A 16527-nucleotide genomic window follows, 5' to 3' on the forward strand; every position below is an offset into this window, starting at 1 on the left:
CAACGCTATGATCAACGCGGGTACGCAGTCGATCATATGTCCGTGTACGGAGGGGAAGACGTTACCATGGGCCGCATTAAAATCAGTCTAAAACTGTTGGGGATCCTGCTGCTGTCAGCTCTGGCGCTGACGGTGATTCTGTGGCGCTCGCTGACGGTGTTGCATGATGACCTTGTCGATGGCCGGGTGACCATGCTGCGCAACGTGATTCAGGGGGCCCAGAGTATGGCGCAGGGCCTTCAGGCGGGCCCGGTCAAGGCAGGCACCCTGACCCCGGAAGATGCTCAGCGCCGCTGGCTGGACAGTGTCAGCAGTGTCCGCTTTGATGGCGGCACCGGCTATCTGTTCGTTCTGGATGGCAGTGGTAAGGCACTGGCCCATGGCCAGAATCCGTCTCTGGTCGGGACTGACATGTCCGGGCTGAAGGACCAGAAAGGCAATCTGTATGTCAAAATGATGCTCGATGTCGCGCGGACACAGAGCGAAGGTCAGGTTGACTACTGGTTCCCGAAGGTGAAAGGCGGGGCTGATCTTCGCAAGATCAGCTATGTCAGCACCGTTCCCGGCTGGCCGATGGTGATCGGGGCCGGGGTCTATGTGGACGATCTGGAAGCCCACTTTGCGGTGGTCCGCAACACGCTGGTGATTTTTGCCGCGGTGGTGATGGTCGGTCTGGCGGTGCTGGCCCTGATCATCTCGCGGGATATCACCCGGTCGGTCCGCCAGCTGGTGGTGGATCTGGGCAAGATCGCCGGCGGGCACCCCAATACCCGGGTCAGCGGGCAGGCGCGCGGCGATGAGATCGGCGAACTGGCGCGGGGGATTGAAGGCCTGCGCAGTGCGGTGATCCGGGCGTTTGAGCTGAAGCAGATGGTCGATGAGCAGCCCGCCAAGGTGATGATCTGCGAACCGAAGGATCTGCGGGTCACCTACATCAACTCCTCGGCGCTGGCGCTGTTGCGTCAGGTCGAGGATGCCCTCGGCTGCAAGGCCGAGGAGGTGGTGGGGCGGCCGATCACCAGCTTCCATCAGCGTTCAGAGTTTCTCGACCGCATGCTGCGGGATCCGTCCAAGCTGCCCTATAAGGGTAAGTTTACCCTCGGCGGTCTGGTGATCGAAAATACGGTGATCCCGATTTTCGATCAGGAAGGCACCTATGTCGGCCCGATGCTGAACTGGGAAGACGTGACCAAGTACGTCCAGATGGCCGACCAGTTCCAGAGCAAGGTGCAGGATGTCGCCGGGGCGGTGACCGTTGCGGCGAAGGAGCTGGAACAGCTGTCCGGGCTGTTGCAGGATACGGCGCAGGAGGTCGGGACGCGGTCGACCAGTGTGGCCAGCGCGGCGGAGCAGGCCGGGGCCAATGTGCAGACCGTGGCCAGTGCGGCGGAGGAACTGACGGCGTCGATCAGCGAGATCGCGCAGCGGATCGAAGATGCCTCGGTGCTGTCGTCGCAGGCGGTGACCCGGGTCGAAGGGGCGCAGGAGGCGATTGCCACCCTGAACCAGTCGGCGGTCAGCATCGGTGAGGTGGTCAGCCTGATCAATGACATCGCCAGCCAGACCAACCTTCTGGCCCTGAATGCCACCATCGAGGCAGCCCGTGCCGGGGATGCCGGGAAGGGGTTTGCCGTGGTGGCCAATGAGGTCAAGGCACTGTCTCAGCAGACCAGCCGCGCCACCGAGGAGATCGGCCGCCAGATTCAGGCGGTGCAGATTGCCACCCGGGCGACGGTCGAGGCGACCAACGAGATCCGCCATGCCATTGATCAGGTTAATACCGTCGCGGTGACGGTCGCCTCGGCGATCGAGGAGCAGAGCGCGGCGACGCAGGAAATCAGCCGCAACGTCCAGCAGGCTTCGCAGGGCACCACGCAGGTGTCCGAGGACATCACCCATGTGGTGACGGTGGCCGATAATGCGCAGAGTGCGTCAAAGCAGGTGCATGCCGCGGCGCTGACCCTGACCGACCGCGCCAGCGACCTGTCGAAGGAAGTCGGCAACTTCCTGGATTACATCCGTAAGAACTGAGGATCGGGTTTTTGATGCAAAACGGGGGAAAGCGATGCTTTCCCCCGTTTTTTCATGCCCCCGTTTTTTCATGACCGGAACGGCCAGAGCACTCGGTCGTGGATTTCTCAGTCGTTCCGATTCTGGGCCATGGCGGTGATGCCCAGCTTCTCGAACATCTGGTTATCGCGGGTCATGGCGCTGTTTTCGGTGGTCAGCAGCTCTTCGCCGTAGAACATCGAATTGGCTCCGGCCATGAAGGCCAGCGCCTGCGTGCTGACGGACATCGCATGACGCCCGGCCGACAGGCGGACCACCGAGCGCGGCATCAGAATGCGGGCAACGGCGATGGTGCGGATGAATTCGATGTCGTCGACATCGCTGGTGATGCCTTCATCGGCCAGCGGGGTGCCTTCGACCTTGACCAGCATGTTGATCGGCACGCTGTTGGGGTGCGGCGACAGGGCTGACAGGGTGTGCAGCATACCGGCACGGTCGGAACGGCTTTCGCCCAGACCGACGATCCCGCCGGAGCACACCTTGATCCCGGCATCCTGCACCGCCTTCAGGGTATCCAGACGGTCCTGATAGGTGCGGCTGCCGATGATCTTGCCGTAATGTTCCGGTGAGGTGTCGACATTGTGGTTGTAGTAATCCAGACCGGCTTCCCGCAGGGCATCGGCCAGTTCCGGCTTCAGCATGCCCAGCGTCATGCAGGTCTGGAGGCCTTCGGAGCGGACCGCCTTGATCATATCCACGATCACCGGCAGGTCACGTTCCTTCAGGGATCGCCACGCCGCGCCCATACAGAGGCGGGTGGCCCCGGTGTCGCGGGCCCGCACGGCGGCCTGACGGACCTCCTCGACGCCCATCAGCGGTTCGATCTTCAGCTTGGCCTTGGCGGTGCGGGACTGCGAGCAGTACTTGCAGTCTTCCGGGCAGGCCCCGGTCTTGATGTTAACCAGCGTCGAGCGCTGGACGCTGTTGGGATCAAACCAGGCGCGGTGCACGGTCTGCGCCAGATACAGCAGATCCATCAGCGGCAGGGCGAACAGGGCCTCGATCTCCTCGCGGGTCCAGTCATGGCGTGGCTGGGTCCAGTCGCGGCTGCTGCCGTCCCCGGTTGCCAGCACGGCGGGCAGGACCGGAGACGGGGCCAAAGACGGAGCATGCGGGGCGGGAGTGTGGACGGTCATGCGCGGGTTCCGGCAAGAGTCATTACGGATCGTTGACACAGGCTGTAACACAGGCGGCCCGGAGCGGCAACCGACACACACCCCTGCCGCCGGTGGGGGGATCGGGGGCCGGGGGTCAGTCTTCCAGATCCTCGTCCAGCAGGGCCAGCAGCAGGCCCCGGTTGCGGCGGTCAAGCCCGCCCCACGCCACCCAGAAGGTGCCGCTGACCTCCACCGCCTGTGTGGCGAAGTCAGCCTTCATCAGCAGGGCCGCCAGCATCACCCGTTCTGACTTGTTGCCCAGAAAGGCGGAAACCACGGTATCGACGGCCCCGTTGCCGAGGGCGTCGGACAGGGTCATCCAGTCCGGGCACGTCATCACCCCGGGATAGACTTTCTCAAGGGCAGCCCGCACCGCCGGATTGTGGGTGAGAACGCGGGTCAACAGGGTCTGGTCTGTCATGTCAGATCCCTTCCGAAGGCTTGTGGGCAATCAGGCGGACGGTGGCGGCCGGGCCCTGATGCAGCGGCCCTTCGTCAAGGACGCAGTCCCCCTCTTCCAGCAGATCAATCCGCAGTCCGGCAAAATCGGCGCGCAGGTCTTCGGCGCGGTACAGCAGGTCGGGGTCTTTGGGGCCGCCACTGCTGTATTCAAGCTGGCCGGGCCGGAAAGCTTCGAGAATCAGGATGCCGCCGGGGCGCAGGGCGGCGGCCATGGCGGCATGCATCCGCGGGCGGTCGGCGGCGGAAAAATGCAGGAAGATGGAGACCACACCGTCAAAAGCGGCTTCCGGCCAGTCCCACGCCAACAGATCGGCCTGTTGGGTTTTCAGCGGCACGTTGCTGGCGGCGGCAAGGCGGCGGGCCTTGTCCAGCCCGACAGCGGAGCCATCGACCGACAGCACGTCCATCCCCTGCCGGGCCAGCCACACCCCGTTCCGCCCCTCGCCATCCCCCGGCACCAGCACCTTTGCGCCGAGAAACAGGTGATCGGCCTGTTCCAGCAGGTGGGCGTTGGGGGCGGTGCCATAGGCGTAGGCATCACCGGAAAACTTACCATCCCAGAAGGCGGACATCGGGAACCCTTTCAGCGGAAAAACGCGGCAGACCGGGCGGCCTGCCCCTAAAATGCCGGGACCGGGGCAGGGGATGCAAGTTTTCGCTTTTCCGGCAGCCGGGGTTGCCGTAAGCAACCCGGACCAGACAGTCTTTCTTATGACAGGGGCGACGCATGATCGGCCGTGGTTTTGTGGCAGCGGTTCTGACGGTTTGCGCGGCGGTGGCGCTGGGCAGCTGGGTGCGGCTGGGGCAGCCGGTGGCGGTGCCCGATGCGCCGGTCACCCGGGCGCAGTGTGTGTCCTATGCCCCGTTCCGGGGCAGCGAGACCCCGTTTGACAAGACCTTCATGGTCAGTGAACAGCGGCTGGAGGAAGACCTGCGGCATCTGTCGGCCTTCACCCCCTGCGTCCGCACCTATGCCACCAGCAATGGTCTGGACAAGGTTGCGGCGGTTGCCGAGCGTCTGGGGATGACGGTTCTGCAAGGGCTGTGGATCGGGGCCGAGGATGCCGCCAACCGCAAGGAACTGGAGAAGGTGGTGGAACTGGCCCACGCCTATCCGAAAACCATCACCGGGGTGATTGTCGGGAACGAGGTGCTGCTGCGCCGGGAACAGGCGGCGGAACCGCTGGCGGCCTATATCCGCGAGGTCAACGCCCGGGTCGAGCAGCCGGTGACCTACGCCGATGTCTGGGAGTTCTGGCGCCGCCATGGCGCGGCGCTGAAGGACGCGGTGGACTTCATCACCATCCATCTTCTGCCGTACTGGGAAGATGATCCGTCCGACATCAGCGAGGCGCTGGTCCATGTGAAACAGATCCATGACCAGATGGCGGCGGAGTTTCCGGGCAAGGAAATTCTGGTCGGGGAAATCGGCTGGCCGTCCACCGGGCGTCAGCGCGAGGCGGCGGAAGCCAGTCTGGTCAACGAAACCCGGTTCATCCGCGGCGTGTTGCAGATGACCACCGCCGAAGGCTGGCGGGCCAATCTGATCGAGGCCACCGACCAGCCGTGGAAGCGCCAGCTGGAAGGCACCACCGGCGGCTTCTGGGGCGTGCTGGGCGAAGGCGGAACCCCGAAGGTGACGCTGACCGGGCCGGTGGTTGAAGTGGCGGACTGGCTGCGTTGGCTGCTGGCGTCTGTTGCCGTCGGGCTGGGGATCGGTCTTGCCGCCGCCCTGACCGGGGGACGGAAGGCCGATGCCACCGGCTGGCTGATCAGCCTGTCCGGGGGGCTGGCCGCCGGGGTGCTGGCGGTGTTCTGTGTCCGTCATGCCGTCTTTTCTGCCCGCTCCCCGCTGGAGTGGGGTGAACATGGGGCGTCGATTGCGCTGGCGGTTCTGGGGCCGGTGGTGTTCCTGTCGCTGCTGCGTCAGGCGGAGCCGGTGGTGTCGGGGCTGGCCGGATGGCTGTACCGGCTGACCCTGTTCTCCACCACGGTGACGGCGGTCGGGCTGGCCTTCGGCGGGCGCTACCGTGATTTCCCGGCAACGGCGATTCTCGGGGTGGCGGTGGCCATGCTGCTGCTGGTGTTGGTCCGGCGGTCGGCGGCGGTGGTGCCGGAACGGCCGGAAGACCGCTGGCTGGCGGCCACCGTGGTGGCGATGACCGCCGGGGTGGTGGTGCTGGAGACCTTTAAGAACGACGATGCGCTGGCTTGGGCACTGTCCGCCCTGCTGCTGGCGGTCCCGGCGCTGCTGCGGTGCCGGGCCTCCTGCCTTACCCGCTGATCCGACGCTTCAGGAACCGGCTCAGACCTTCCGAGGCGAGCAGGGCGACAAACGCCAGACAGACCGACAGAACACACAGCCGTAACGCCGCCCAGTCCCCGCCCGGGGTCTGGGCGGCGGTGTACAGGGCCACCGGCAGGGTGCGGGTCTGACCGGGAATGTTGGACACAAAGGTGATGGTGGCCCCGAATTCCGACAGGGACCGGGCGAAGGCGAGAATGGTGCCGCCGATCAGGCCGGGGGCCATCAAGGGCAGGGTGACGGTCAGGAATACCCGCAGCGGCCCGGCCCCCAGGGTGCGGGCGGCGGCTTCCAGACCCGGGTCAAGGGTTTCCAGCGACACCCGCAGGGCACGGACCAGCAGTGGAAAGCTGACCACCGCAGCGGCGACGGCGGCCCCCTGCCAGGTAAAGGCCAGCGTCACCCCGAAGGTTTCCAGCAGGATCTTGCCAACCGGCCCCTTCCGCCCCAGCAGCAGCAGCAGCAGATAACCGACCACCACCGGCGGCAGGACCAGTGGCAGATGGATAACCCCATCCAGCAGGACCTTGCCGGGAAAGCTGCGGCGGGCCAGCACCCAGGCGCACAGCAGGGCAAGAGGCAGGCTGCCGCTGACCGCCCACAGCGACACCCGCAGGCTGAGGCGCACCGCCTCGGCCTCTGTGGCGGACAGGGTCAGCGGGGTCAGGAGGGAACTGTCCATCGACGCGGAAATCCCGGAGAGGCAGGCCAGAAGAGCAGGATACGGTTTCAGCGGCTGAAGACCGGAGCGGCCTGACTGTAACCGGGCCTGCCCCCTGCGGCCATGAAAAGCATCAGGCACCCGGAATTACCTTCCGGGTGCCTGATGGGGTGTCGGGACAGGTCCCGGATCAGGGCTGGGTGAAGCCGTACCGGGCAAAGATCGCCCGGGTCCTGTCCTGTTGCAGGAAGGCGGCAAAGCGGTCGGCATCGCCATCAGCGGCCTTGGTCAGGGCCAGCGGGTAGACGATCTTCGGGTGGCTGTCCGCCGGGAAGGTCGCGACGATGGCAACATCCTTCAGGCTGGCAGCATCGGTGCTGTAGACGATGCCGTAGGGGGCCTCGCCCCGCTGCACCAGTGCCAGCGCCCCGCGCACGTCGCTGGCGCGGGCCAGCTGCGGCTCCAGACCCTCCCACTGCTTCAGGGCGGTCAGGGCCTTTTTGGCATACTGCCCGGCGGGGACGTGATCGGGATCGCCGACGGCCAGACGGCCACCGTTCAGCAGGGTGGCAATCGGGGTGGTGGCCAGATCAACCGCCTTCGATCCGGCCGGGGCGACCAGCACCAGCGCGTTGCCGAGATAGTCAACCCGGCCCCCGGCCTTCAGGGCGTTGGCTTTTTCCAGATAGTCAGCCCATTCCACATTGGCGGACAGGAACACCTGTGCCGGAGCGCCCTGTTCAATCTGTTTCGCCAGCGTGGAGCTCGATCCGAAGGAGGTGATCACCGGGATGCCGGTCTGCTCTTTGAAGGCTGCGGCGGCTTCGGTCATTGCCTCGTTGGTGGAGGCGGCGGCAAACACCAGCACATCCGCGTGAGCGGTCTGGGCACTGACGCCGATCAGCACGGCGGCGATCAGGGACAGGAAGGAACGCTTGGCCATCTCGGACTCCCGGAGAGAGGGCGGTATTCTATATCCGCCTGACTATAACGCTTTTTGATATACAGGCGGATATAGCGGGTGGCAAGGGTAAGCGCCGCCGGACTGCCAACAGGATCCGTCTTTGCTTTTGCCGGTGGGGAAGGGGCAGGAGGCAGGGATCAGGGATCAGGAGAGCCGGGGGGCAGCAGTGCTTCCAGCGCCGCCTGTGCGCTGGCAATGGCGCGGCGGGTGTCGTCTTCCATCTGCCGGTACAGGGCGACCACCTGTTCCCCGGCGGCGGTCAGATGGGCCCCGCCACCCCGCTGGCCGCCGGTCACGCTTTCCACCAGCGGGGTGCGGAAGCTGAGATTGAGGGAGTCCACCAGCAGCCACGCCCGGCGGTAGGACATGTCCATCTCCCGCGCGGCGGCGGAGATGGAGCCGGTCCGTTTGATGCCCTCCAGAAGGTCAACCCGGCCGGGGCCCAGCACCAGCACCGGGCCGTCCTTCAGGCGCAGGCGGGGGCGCAGGCGGGAAGGGGCGGGCTGGGGCATCATCGGTCTCCGGGCTGGGGGAGGGGGCTGTAACTGTCAGTCTATCAGTGATTTTGCATCTGACTCTCGCCCCCTTGACGGGGGATGGCAAGCCCCGTAGCGTGACCGGAGCCGGGAAAATCCCGGCTCATTGTAATCACATGATGATACCTCAGACGACCCCTGTGGGAGAGTGACCGGCCCGGCCGGATCACGCCGAAGGAGCAACCGCCCCGGAACCTCTCAGGCCCCCGTACTACAGGCGAATTGAGGCTCTGGAGAGAGGGCTGCCGGTTTTCGGACCGGAGACAGCTCCACCGAAGGTCAACCCGGATCGGCCGGGAATGTCTCAGGTCAAAGGACAGAGAGGGGCATCATCCAGACCGTGGGCGTATCGCCCGCGATGGGGAGATGCCGTCTTGGAAACCGTTCCGGCCGCTGTGCCGCCGTCTGCCGCTGGCGCAGCCACCAACCTCAGTGTGTTTGATCTCTACACCATCGGCATCGGGCCGTCGTCCTCGCATACGGTCGGGCCGATGCGGGCGGGGTTCCGCTTTTCGCAGGGGCTGATCCGCCGGGGCCTGTTGGGCCGGACGGTCCGGGTGCAGGCCGGGCTGTACGGATCGCTGGCCCTGACCGGGGTCGGCCATGCCACCGACAAGGCGGTTCTGCTCGGCCTGTCCGGCCAGCGCCCCAGCAAGGTGGACCCCGATGCCGCGCCGGGGATTGTCGAGGCGATCCGCACCACCGGCCGCCTGCGGCTGGCCGGGGAAAAGGACATTGCCTTCAATGAGCCGCAGGACCTGCTGTGGCATTACGCCGATGTGCTGCCCGATCATCCCAACGGCATGCGCTTTCAGGCCTTTGATGCCGACGGCGTGCTGCTGCGGGAACAGGACTATTATTCCGTCGGCGGCGGCTTTGTGGTCGCGGATGGGGATGAGGATGCGGCGATCACGCCGGGATCCAACGTCTTCCATCCTTACCCCTACAGCTCGGCGGCGGAGCTGCTGGACATCTGCGAGCGCGAGTCCTTAAGCATTGCGCAGGTGATGCTGGCCAATGAACTGGTCTGGCGGCCGGAGGCCGAGACCCGCGATTTCCTGAAGCGGGTGCGGGATGCGATGATTTCCTGCATCGACCGGGGCTGTGCCCAGACCGGGATCCTGCCCGGCGGCCTGAATGTGCGGCGGCGGGCCAACGACCTGTACCGGGAGCTGGTCGGCAAGCCGGAAGCCGGGATGCGCGATCCGCTGACCGTGCTCGACTGGGTCAATCTGTATGCGCTGGCGGTCAACGAGGAGAATGCCGCTGGCAGCCGGGTGGTGACCGCGCCGACCAATGGGGCGTCCGGGGTGATTCCGGCAGTGCTGGCCTATTACGAGCGGTTCTGTCCGGGCGCGACCGCCAGCGGGGTGCAGGATTTTCTGCTGACGGCGGCGGCCATCGGGGCGCTGTACAAAACCCGGGCCTCGATCTCGGCGGCGGAAGTCGGCTGTCAGGGCGAAGTCGGGGTGGCCTGTTCCATGGCGGCCGGGGCACTGGCGGCGGTGCTGGGGGGCACCCCGGCGCAGGTGGAAAACGCCGCCGAGATCGGTATGGAGCACAATCTCGGCCTGACCTGTGACCCGATCGGCGGGCTGGTGCAGGTGCCCTGTATCGAACGCAACACCATGGGGGCGGTCAAGGCGATCAATGCCGCCCGTCTGGCCCTGCGCGGGGACGGTACTCATAAAGTCTCGCTGGACCGGGTGATCGAAACCATGCGCCAGACCGGTCTGGATATGCAGAGCAAGTATAAGGAAACCTCGCAGGGCGGGCTGGCGGTCAACGTCGTCGAATGCTGACGCCCCCGCACGTCAGTCCCGGTTCCTGAAACAGCAACAGCCCCGGAACGGATCCGGGGCTGTTGCTGTTCGGGCTGCGTTTATTCGCCGGTTTCGGTGCTCAGGGTGACGGGGTGGCCGGTCAGGGCTCCGTTCATGCCCCGGCGGACGGCGGCCTCGCACTGGCGGGCCAGTGCCTTGCGGTCGCCGCACTGGGCCAGTGTCATCGGTTCCAGCAGGTCGATTTCGACGGTGAAGCCGCCTTCGACCAGCACCTCCCACAGGTGGCTGGCCAGATCCATGTCGCCGTACCAGGCATACAGCGGCCGCAGGCCGTAGCCCATCGGCACCCCCCAGTGGCGGGTATAGGCGATGGAGATCGGCTGGACCGTCACCGGCTGGCCGTCAACCTCCTGCTCCGCCACGTTGAACAGGCTGCTGCGGAACGGCAGGACCCGGTTGCCGTCAGAAGAGGTGCCTTCCGGGAACAGGATCAGCGGTTCGCCCCGGCGCAGGGCATCGGTGATCTGGTCACGGCTACGGGCGGCGGCCGACTGGCGGCGGTTGATGAACACCGTGCGGGCCAGCCGGGCCAGAAACCCGAAGCCGAACCAGCCGCGCACCTCGGCCTTGGCGACGAAACTGCCTTCAACAAAGCTGCCGAGGGCAATGATGTCGAGATAACTGACGTGATTGGCAACACACAGCAGCGGGCGCTGGGGGGCAATGTTGCCGCGCACCACCACCTTCATCCGCAGCACATGGTCCGCCGTCATCCGCCAGTAAAAGCAGGAAATCTTCCGGTAGCCGGTTTTGGTCGCCAGTGCGGTGCAGTACACCGGCAGCATCAGCAGGGTCCACAGGACGTACAGCAGCAGCCGCACGGCGGCGGAGAGGACAGAGAACATCAGGCTTATTCCGGGCGGGCAGTACGGTCGTAGTGCTTGTAATATTTGTCCGAGACCATGTCGGTCTTGACGATGACGCAGACATCGGTGGTGTTGAACTGGCGGTCAATCACCGCGCCGTCGCCGATAAAGCCGCCCAGCCGCAGATAGCCCTTCACCAGCGGCGGCAGCGATGCCAGCCCCCGCACCGGGTTGATCTCTTCCTTCGGCAGCAGGTTCATCGGGGTGTAGAGGTCCGGCAGGGCCTTCGGGCACAGGGCCTCCGGCGCACGGTGATAGTGATACAGGTACGACAGCGGCAGGGCCAGCTTCTGCGGGTCGATGCCGTGCAGGCTGGCACAGCCGAACATCAGCTCGATCTTGTGATGGAACACATAGGCGGCGATCCCGCGCCACAGCAACTGCATGGTCAGCTTGTTGCGGTAGGCGGCATCGACGCAGGAACGGCCCAGTTCGAGGATTTCGCCGGGATAGGTCAGCACCGGGCTCAGGTCGTATTCCGAAACCGAATAGAACCGGCCGATCTTGGCGACATTGCTGCGCCGCATCAGGCGGTAGGTGCCGACAATGCCGTCGGCGCCGCTGCCACGGTTGCGGTCGATCACCAGCAGGTGGTCGCAGACGGCATCAAAATCATCAAAGTCCCGCAGGGCGGCAGCCATTCCGGCGGTCGGCTTGGCCCCCATCTCATCGTAGAACACACGGTACCGGAGCGCCTGTGCGGCAGCGATTTCACGGTCATTTTCGGCAAGACGGATTTCCTGAGACCCTTCGGTCAGGGCATCAAACGCGGCCATTGTCTATCCTGTCGGTGCGGCGGCCCGATGCGGGCGCGCAGAGGGTGGGACGCATAGAATCATCGGATGCCCGCCCTCCCGGACAGGAGGCGGCACCGGGCAAAAGCCCATCAGATGTACCGTATTTTACGGCAAAAGGGCCACAGAAACCTGTGGCCCTTTCATGGCAATCGGGGGAACATCGGGCCGGGGAACGCCGGGGGATGATCAGTCCTGATCGTCCATCGGAACGCCGTACAGTTCCAGCCGGTGGCCGACCAGCTTGAAACCGTGGCTGGCGGCGATGCGGCGCTGGAGTTCCTCGATCTCGTCGTTGTGGAACTCGATCACCTTGCCGGACTTCACATCGATCAGGTGATCGTGATGTTCGTCCTGCACTTCTTCATACCGGGCGCGGCCGTCGCCAAAATCATGGCGGGCCAGAATCTCCGCTTCCTCCAGCAGGCGCACGGTGCGGTAGACCGTGGCGATGGAGATTTTCGGATCAATTTCAGTGGCGCGGCGGTACACCTCTTCCACGTCCGGATGGTCGGAGGCATCCGACAGGACGCGGGCGATGACGCGGCGCTGCTCGGTCATCTTCATGCCCTTTTCGACGCAGAGCTGCTCGATTCTCGATGGCACGGGACGGCCCTTTCCTTACTGGCTGCGGCTGCGGAGGGGGCAGCCGGGCTGATGTCTATGTCACTCCGCAGTGCCGGGTCCGCCAGGCGGGCCGGATCACCGGGATACACCCGGGCCGGTGCAGGATGGCATGGTCTGTCCGGCAGGGCAATGCGACTGCTGTCTTATGTAACGGTCTGGCCCGCCGGACGAAAGCCCTTCGTGATGATAGGCGTGTAAAAAAGTCAGGTATCAGGGTTGGCTGTGTGCCTCCGACCGTCGCGGTTCAGCGCAGGGACCGGCGGCGGTTGTGGGTGACGAACAGCATTTTCCGGTGCTTGGGGCGGAACAGCAGCAGCAGGGAAATGCCAAGGCCCCCCATCACGGTCCAGGCCGGCAGTTGCAGCAGCCACGATGTCAGCGCCACCGGGAAGCGGGTGTGGAGGGGGTCGGGCATCTGTGGGGTCTGCCCGGCCAGAAGGGTCAGGATCTCGCCGGTGGCGAGGCTGTCGTGCCCTGCCGAGCCAAGGGCAAGCACTGCATCAGCGGACGCGGCCAGAAAGGCCAGTCCAAGCATAAGCCATCCGAAGAACCGTCCCATCATGATGATCCCCGCGTCGCGAGAGGGTCGATACGCCCGTGTACCGGGCCGGGCCGCCGGAGTGCCTCTGCGAAGGGTCAGTGCCGGACGGGTCCCGTTGACTGTGGGGGAGACCGGCCAGCGGCAAACCCTGACTTAAGCGGGCGACCTTCTACTGGTGGGTGAGAGTGTCACCGGAGTGCCCTAAAAAATCTATAAAGTTTTCCCGAAAAAAGCGGCGGATCAAAAAAAGATCATCGGGTTTGAAAAAAGCCTTTGCAATCATCAGCCCGGTCGGATATCTAAACGGCCTCGCGACGGGGAACACCTGAAGCGGTCCGGTTCTCGGGGCAATCAACCTGCATAACCCATTGCCGGATAAGATATGGAGAGGTGGCCGAGTGGTTGAAGGCGCACGCCTGGAAAGTGTGTATACGGGAAACCGTATCGAGGGTTCGAATCCCTCCCTCTCCGCCAGATTTGAAACCGCCCGCGCTGAAAAAGCCGGGCGGTTTTGCTTTGTCTTCCCTGCATGCGCCAATCCGCAACGGCGGTGGTTCCGCGTGTCGGAAGCACCCTGAAGCGATGCGGGGCCAACCCTTCCGGATCAGCCCCGCCCCGTTCATGCGATTCCGCCGGTCAGCCTCAGTGATGCAGCCCCGGGGCTTCCTGCCCGGTGCTGGCGACATATTCGGTGTAGCCGCCGCCGTACTGGTGGATCCCCTCCGGGGTCAGTTCCAGCACGCGGTTGGACAGTTCAGCCAGAAAATGCCGGTCGTGCGAGACGAACAGCATGGTGCCTTCATAGGCGGCCAGCGCCTTGATCAGCATTTCCTTGGTATCAAGGTCAAGGTGGTTGGTCGGTTCGTCCAGCACGAGAAAGTTCGGCGGGTTGAACAGCATGATCGCCATCACCAGCCGCGCCTTTTCCCCGCCGGACAGCACCCGGCACGGCTTTTCCACGTCATCACCGGAAAAGCCGAAGCACCCGGCCAGTGCCCGCAGCACCCCTTGGTTCGCCTGCGGGAACTGGGTGTCGAGGGTTTCAAAGATGGTCTTGTCGCCGTCCAGCGTTTCCATGGCATGCTGGGAGAAGTAGCCCATCCGCACGCTGGCCCCGATGGTGACGGTCCCGGCATCGGGCTGGCTGGCTCCGGCGATCAGCTTCAGCAGGGTTGATTTCCCGGCCCCGTTGACCCCCATCACGCACCAGCGCTCCTTGCGGCGGATCGTCAGGTCAAGGCCCTGATAGATGGTCTTGCTGCCGTAGCCCTTATGCACGCCGCGCAGCACCGCCACGTCTTCGCCGGAGCGCGGGGCCGGGGCAAAGTCGAACGACACCACCTGACGGCGCTTCGGCGGTTCAAAGCGTTCGATCTTGTCGAGCTTCTTCACCCGGCTCTGCACCTGCGCGGCGTGCGAGGCACGGGCCTTGAAGCGTTCAATGAATTCCAGCTCCTTGGCCAGCATCGCCTGCTGCCGTTCGAACTTGGCCTGCTGCTGCTTTTCGTTCAGCGCCCGCTGCCGTTCGTAGAATTCGTAATCACCGGAATAGGTGGTCAGGGTGCCGCCGTCGATTTCGATGATCTTGTTGATGATCCGGTTCATGAACTCGCGGTCATGCGAGGTCATCAGCAGGGCCCCGTCGTAAGTCTTCAGGAAGCCTTCCAGCCAGATCAGGCTTTCCAGATCCAGATGGTTGCTCGGTTCGTCGAGCAGCATGACATCGGGGCGCATCAGCAGGATGCGGGCCAGCGCCACGCGCATCTTCCAGCCCCCGGACAGCAGGCCGACGTCGCCGTCCATCATCTCCTGACTGAAGCTGAGGCCGTCCAGCACCTCGCGGGCCCGGCCTTCCAGCGCGTAGCCGCCCAGTTCCTCGAAGCGGGCCTGTACTTCGCCGTAGCGTTCGATCACGGCGTCCAGATCCTCGCGCTCCAGATCGCACATGGCGACTTCCAGTTCCGCCAGTTCCGCCGCCACGGCGCTGACCGGCCCGGCCCCGTCCATCACCTCGGCCACCGCACTGCGGCCGGACATTTCGCCGACATCCTGATTGAAGTAGCCGACCGATACGTTCTTTTCGGTCGAGACCTGCCCTTCATCCGGGGCTTCCTCGCCGGTCACCAGCCGGAACAGCGTGGTCTTGCCCGCGCCGTTGGGGCCGACAAGGCCGATCTTTTCCCCCCGGTTAAGGGCGGCGGAGGCCTCGACGAACAGGATCCGGTGGCCGTTCTGTTTGGTGATGTTCTCAAAGCGTATCATGGGGGTCTGGGTTCCGTTGGCAGAGTGCCCCCCTTATGCCACAGGATCGGGGCGGCGCATGGTTTTTCTTGGCCTGCGGCAGGATTGGCGCGACAGTGCCGCCGTGAAATGGAAGGAAGGCCCGCACATGTCCCGCGTTGATGACCTGAAGGCGGTGCTGCGCCGTCTGGTGCCGGATCTGCCCCGCTATGATGAAGGGGCGGTGCTGGACCATGCTCTGCACAGCCGCGGGCTGCGGATGGCCTCGGCGGAGGCGGCGGCATGGCTGTCTCTGGTGGCCCATGCCCGCCATGTTTACACCGAGTATGACGACCTGATCGCCTCCGGCTACGACCGCGATGCCGCCCGGTTTTTTGTGGTCGATGACCTGAACACCGCGCTGGGGGACTGGGGGTGCCGCCGCCGGGTCAGCCCGGAGGAAATCCCGGTTGACTGAGAAAACCTTAGGGTGAATGAATTGCCTACCTGTTCCCTTCCGGCGGCAGAATATGCCGGGTGCGGGAAGGTGGTGCCTGAGAGGTTTGCATGTTTGCACCTGATTTCAGGCGTAGAAATCCAAAGGGCTCCCTTGATTATTAGGGTTTTTCCGGTCTCCGGCCGGTATGGCTTTGTTATTGCTAATGTTCCGGTCTTCCCCCAGACCATCAGCCGATGGTCTGATACTGTGCCGGAGCATAAGAATCATGGCTGAAGCCATCACCTCATCGCGGGATATCTGGACCAAGGCGATGTCCCGCACCCCCTACGCCGCCAAAGCCGGGTCGTCGGACGAGGATCCGTTGCTGACGTCGCAGGCCGGGGCGTCTGCGGTGTCCGGATCCGGGGCGGCCAGTGTCACCACCCTGTCCGACAGCGCGCAGACGGAAGCGACCCTGAAAGGAATCGAGGCCAAGGTTGCCCTTGCCGGACAGGCGCTGCACCTGACCCCGGATAAGGACGGCAATTACGATTTCACCGGATCGCTGCGGCAGTCGGTGCGGGCGCTGGGCGATCAGCTTAACAGCATCCTGTCGCGCAGCCGGATTCCGGTGGACGGAAACATCAGCGTCTATAAGGCGCAGGATGGGACGCTGAAGGTGCGGGGCGAGCCGCGGATGAAGGAACTGATCGAAAAGGCGATCAACGAAGATCCGACCTTCTCGGAAAATTACGATAAGACCAGTGCCATCGCTAAGGCGGATTCCCTGTCCAAGGTGGCGGAAGCCGCCCGCCGCTGGAAGAAAGCCTATCCGGCCAAGGAAAAGGAAATCGAGAAGTGGGCGGAGCGGGCTGCGGAAAATGTCCAGAACGCGTCGTTCCAGCTCGATGTCGGGAAAACCGGGGCTTCCGGGGCGCTGGTCAGCAGTGATGGCAGCCCGATCGGGATTGATCAGCCGGGGGCCCTTGGCGTGCCGCTGATTTAAGGGCAGGCTGCGGGGGATCGGAAAGACCGGTCCCC

16 protein-coding genes, 1 tRNA gene and 1 riboswitch are annotated in these 16527 nt (G+C 64.6%); of the genes, 6 read left to right on the top strand and 11 right to left on the bottom strand.

What is annotated here, in order from left to right:
- Positions 1-66: 66 nt before the first annotated feature.
- Positions 67-2031, top strand: a complete 1965-nt coding sequence (locus FHS48_RS10570) for a methyl-accepting chemotaxis protein (protein ID WP_184263532.1) — start codon at positions 67-69, stop codon at positions 2029-2031.
- A 107-nt stretch (positions 2032-2138) separates the two neighbouring features.
- Here the strand turns inward: FHS48_RS10570 and bioB are convergent, their stop codons facing one another.
- From bioB to FHS48_RS10585, 3 genes are all read right to left on the bottom strand, one after another.
- Positions 2139-3206 carry a biotin synthase BioB gene (gene bioB / locus FHS48_RS10575; RefSeq protein WP_184263533.1) on the bottom strand — a complete coding sequence of 356 codons (1068 nt, stop codon included), beginning with the start codon at positions 3204-3206 and terminating at the stop codon, positions 2139-2141.
- Between the two features lie 115 nt (positions 3207-3321).
- Entirely contained in the window at positions 3322-3648 is a 327-nt protein-coding gene (locus tag FHS48_RS10580) for a hypothetical protein (protein ID WP_184263534.1), read from the bottom strand.
- Between the two features lies 1 nt (position 3649).
- Positions 3650-4261, bottom strand: coding sequence for a class I SAM-dependent methyltransferase (locus FHS48_RS10585; protein WP_184263535.1), 612 nt, complete (start codon positions 4259-4261; stop codon positions 3650-3652).
- Between the two features lie 155 nt (positions 4262-4416).
- Here FHS48_RS10585 and FHS48_RS10590 point away from each other — a divergent pair, with 155 nt between their 5' ends.
- Entirely contained in the window at positions 4417-5973 is a 1557-nt protein-coding gene (locus tag FHS48_RS10590; RefSeq protein WP_184263536.1) for a glycoside hydrolase family 17 protein, read from the top strand.
- On the opposite strand, the gene modB is transcribed toward FHS48_RS10590, so the two are convergent.
- From modB to FHS48_RS10605, 3 genes are all read right to left on the bottom strand, one after another.
- A complete protein-coding gene (modB, locus tag FHS48_RS10595) occupies positions 5963-6676 on the bottom strand; it encodes a molybdate ABC transporter permease subunit (RefSeq protein WP_184263537.1) in 714 nt (237 codons plus the stop codon). The two genes, FHS48_RS10590 and modB, sit on opposite strands and share 11 nt — an antisense overlap.
- 169 nt (positions 6677-6845) lie before the next feature.
- Positions 6846-7598 carry a molybdate ABC transporter substrate-binding protein gene (gene modA, locus FHS48_RS10600; RefSeq protein ID WP_184263538.1) on the bottom strand — a complete coding sequence of 251 codons (753 nt, stop codon included), beginning with the start codon at positions 7596-7598 and terminating at the stop codon, positions 6846-6848.
- A gap of 158 nt (positions 7599-7756) precedes the next feature.
- Positions 7757-8131: a winged helix-turn-helix domain-containing protein gene (locus FHS48_RS10605; protein WP_184263655.1), complete on the bottom strand. Its 375-nt coding sequence runs from the start codon at positions 8129-8131 to the stop codon at positions 7757-7759.
- 155 nt (positions 8132-8286) lie between these two features.
- A riboswitch (glycine riboswitch) is annotated at positions 8287-8379 on the top strand.
- Positions 8380-8529: 150 nt separating this feature from the next.
- On the opposite strand from FHS48_RS10605, the gene FHS48_RS10610 reads away from it, so the two are divergent.
- Positions 8530-9957, top strand: a complete 1428-nt coding sequence (locus FHS48_RS10610) for an L-serine ammonia-lyase (RefSeq protein WP_221443463.1) — start codon at positions 8530-8532, stop codon at positions 9955-9957.
- Between the two features lie 80 nt (positions 9958-10037).
- On the opposite strand, the gene FHS48_RS10615 is transcribed toward FHS48_RS10610, so the two are convergent.
- From FHS48_RS10615 to FHS48_RS10630, 4 genes are all read right to left on the bottom strand, one after another.
- Complete coding sequence (locus FHS48_RS10615) at positions 10038-10844, bottom strand: lysophospholipid acyltransferase family protein (protein ID WP_184263539.1); 807 nt, start codon at positions 10842-10844, stop codon at positions 10038-10040.
- Between the two features lie 5 nt (positions 10845-10849).
- Positions 10850-11641, bottom strand: a complete 792-nt coding sequence (locus FHS48_RS10620) for a GNAT family N-acetyltransferase (RefSeq protein WP_184263540.1) — start codon at positions 11639-11641, stop codon at positions 10850-10852.
- A gap of 207 nt (positions 11642-11848) precedes the next feature.
- Positions 11849-12265 carry a Fur family transcriptional regulator gene (locus FHS48_RS10625; RefSeq protein WP_184263541.1) on the bottom strand — a complete coding sequence of 139 codons (417 nt, stop codon included), beginning with the start codon at positions 12263-12265 and terminating at the stop codon, positions 11849-11851.
- Positions 12266-12530: 265 nt separating this feature from the next.
- On the bottom strand, positions 12531-12821 hold the full coding sequence (locus FHS48_RS10630) for a hypothetical protein (protein ID WP_184263542.1): 291 nt from the start codon (positions 12819-12821) through the stop codon (positions 12531-12533).
- 390 nt (positions 12822-13211) lie between these two features.
- Between FHS48_RS10630 and FHS48_RS10635 the strand changes: the two genes are divergently transcribed.
- Positions 13212-13301: transfer RNA gene (locus FHS48_RS10635), tRNA-Ser, on the top strand.
- 168 nt (positions 13302-13469) lie between these two features.
- On the opposite strand, the gene FHS48_RS10640 is transcribed toward FHS48_RS10635, so the two are convergent.
- Positions 13470-15089 carry an ABC-F family ATP-binding cassette domain-containing protein gene (locus tag FHS48_RS10640; RefSeq protein ID WP_184263543.1) on the bottom strand — a complete coding sequence of 540 codons (1620 nt, stop codon included), beginning with the start codon at positions 15087-15089 and terminating at the stop codon, positions 13470-13472.
- Positions 15090-15147: 58 nt separating this feature from the next.
- On the opposite strand from FHS48_RS10640, the gene FHS48_RS10645 reads away from it, so the two are divergent.
- Positions 15148-15525: a DUF2293 domain-containing protein gene (locus FHS48_RS10645; RefSeq protein ID WP_260402430.1), complete on the top strand. Its 378-nt coding sequence runs from the start codon at positions 15148-15150 to the stop codon at positions 15523-15525.
- Positions 15526-15772: 247 nt separating this feature from the next.
- Complete coding sequence (locus FHS48_RS10650) at positions 15773-16492, top strand: hypothetical protein (protein ID WP_184263544.1); 720 nt, start codon at positions 15773-15775, stop codon at positions 16490-16492.
- The last annotated feature ends 35 nt before the right edge of the window (positions 16493-16527 follow it).

It is taken from the genome of Novispirillum itersonii, assembly GCF_014205675.1.
In the GTDB taxonomy this organism is placed as follows: Bacteria; Pseudomonadota; Alphaproteobacteria; order Rhodospirillales; family Rhodospirillaceae; genus Novispirillum; species Novispirillum itersonii_A.

Excerpts from the sequence above, each read along its gene's own strand:
- FHS48_RS10570 (WP_184263532.1), top strand. The coding sequence starts at position 67 with ATGGGCCGCATTAAAATCAGTCTAAAACTGTTGGGGATCCTGCTGCTG.
- bioB (WP_184263533.1), bottom strand. The coding sequence starts at position 3,206 with ATGACCGTCCACACTCCCGCCCCGCATGCTCCGTCTTTGGCCCCGTCT.
- FHS48_RS10580 (WP_184263534.1), bottom strand. The coding sequence starts at position 3,648 with ATGACAGACCAGACCCTGTTGACCCGCGTTCTCACCCACAATCCGGCG.
- FHS48_RS10585 (WP_184263535.1), bottom strand. The coding sequence starts at position 4,261 with ATGTCCGCCTTCTGGGATGGTAAGTTTTCCGGTGATGCCTACGCCTAT.
- FHS48_RS10590 (WP_184263536.1), top strand. The coding sequence starts at position 4,417 with ATGATCGGCCGTGGTTTTGTGGCAGCGGTTCTGACGGTTTGCGCGGCG.
- modB (WP_184263537.1), bottom strand. The coding sequence starts at position 6,676 with ATGGACAGTTCCCTCCTGACCCCGCTGACCCTGTCCGCCACAGAGGCC.
- modA (WP_184263538.1), bottom strand. The coding sequence starts at position 7,598 with ATGGCCAAGCGTTCCTTCCTGTCCCTGATCGCCGCCGTGCTGATCGGC.
- FHS48_RS10605 (WP_184263655.1), bottom strand. The coding sequence starts at position 8,131 with ATGCCCCAGCCCGCCCCTTCCCGCCTGCGCCCCCGCCTGCGCCTGAAG.
- FHS48_RS10615 (WP_184263539.1), bottom strand. The coding sequence starts at position 10,844 with ATGTTCTCTGTCCTCTCCGCCGCCGTGCGGCTGCTGCTGTACGTCCTG.
- FHS48_RS10620 (WP_184263540.1), bottom strand. The coding sequence starts at position 11,641 with ATGGCCGCGTTTGATGCCCTGACCGAAGGGTCTCAGGAAATCCGTCTT.
- FHS48_RS10630 (WP_184263542.1), bottom strand. The coding sequence starts at position 12,821 with ATGCTTGGACTGGCCTTTCTGGCCGCGTCCGCTGATGCAGTGCTTGCC.
- FHS48_RS10640 (WP_184263543.1), bottom strand. The coding sequence starts at position 15,089 with ATGATACGCTTTGAGAACATCACCAAACAGAACGGCCACCGGATCCTG.
- FHS48_RS10645 (WP_260402430.1), top strand. The coding sequence starts at position 15,148 with ATGGTTTTTCTTGGCCTGCGGCAGGATTGGCGCGACAGTGCCGCCGTG.
- FHS48_RS10650 (WP_184263544.1), top strand. The coding sequence starts at position 15,773 with ATGGCTGAAGCCATCACCTCATCGCGGGATATCTGGACCAAGGCGATG.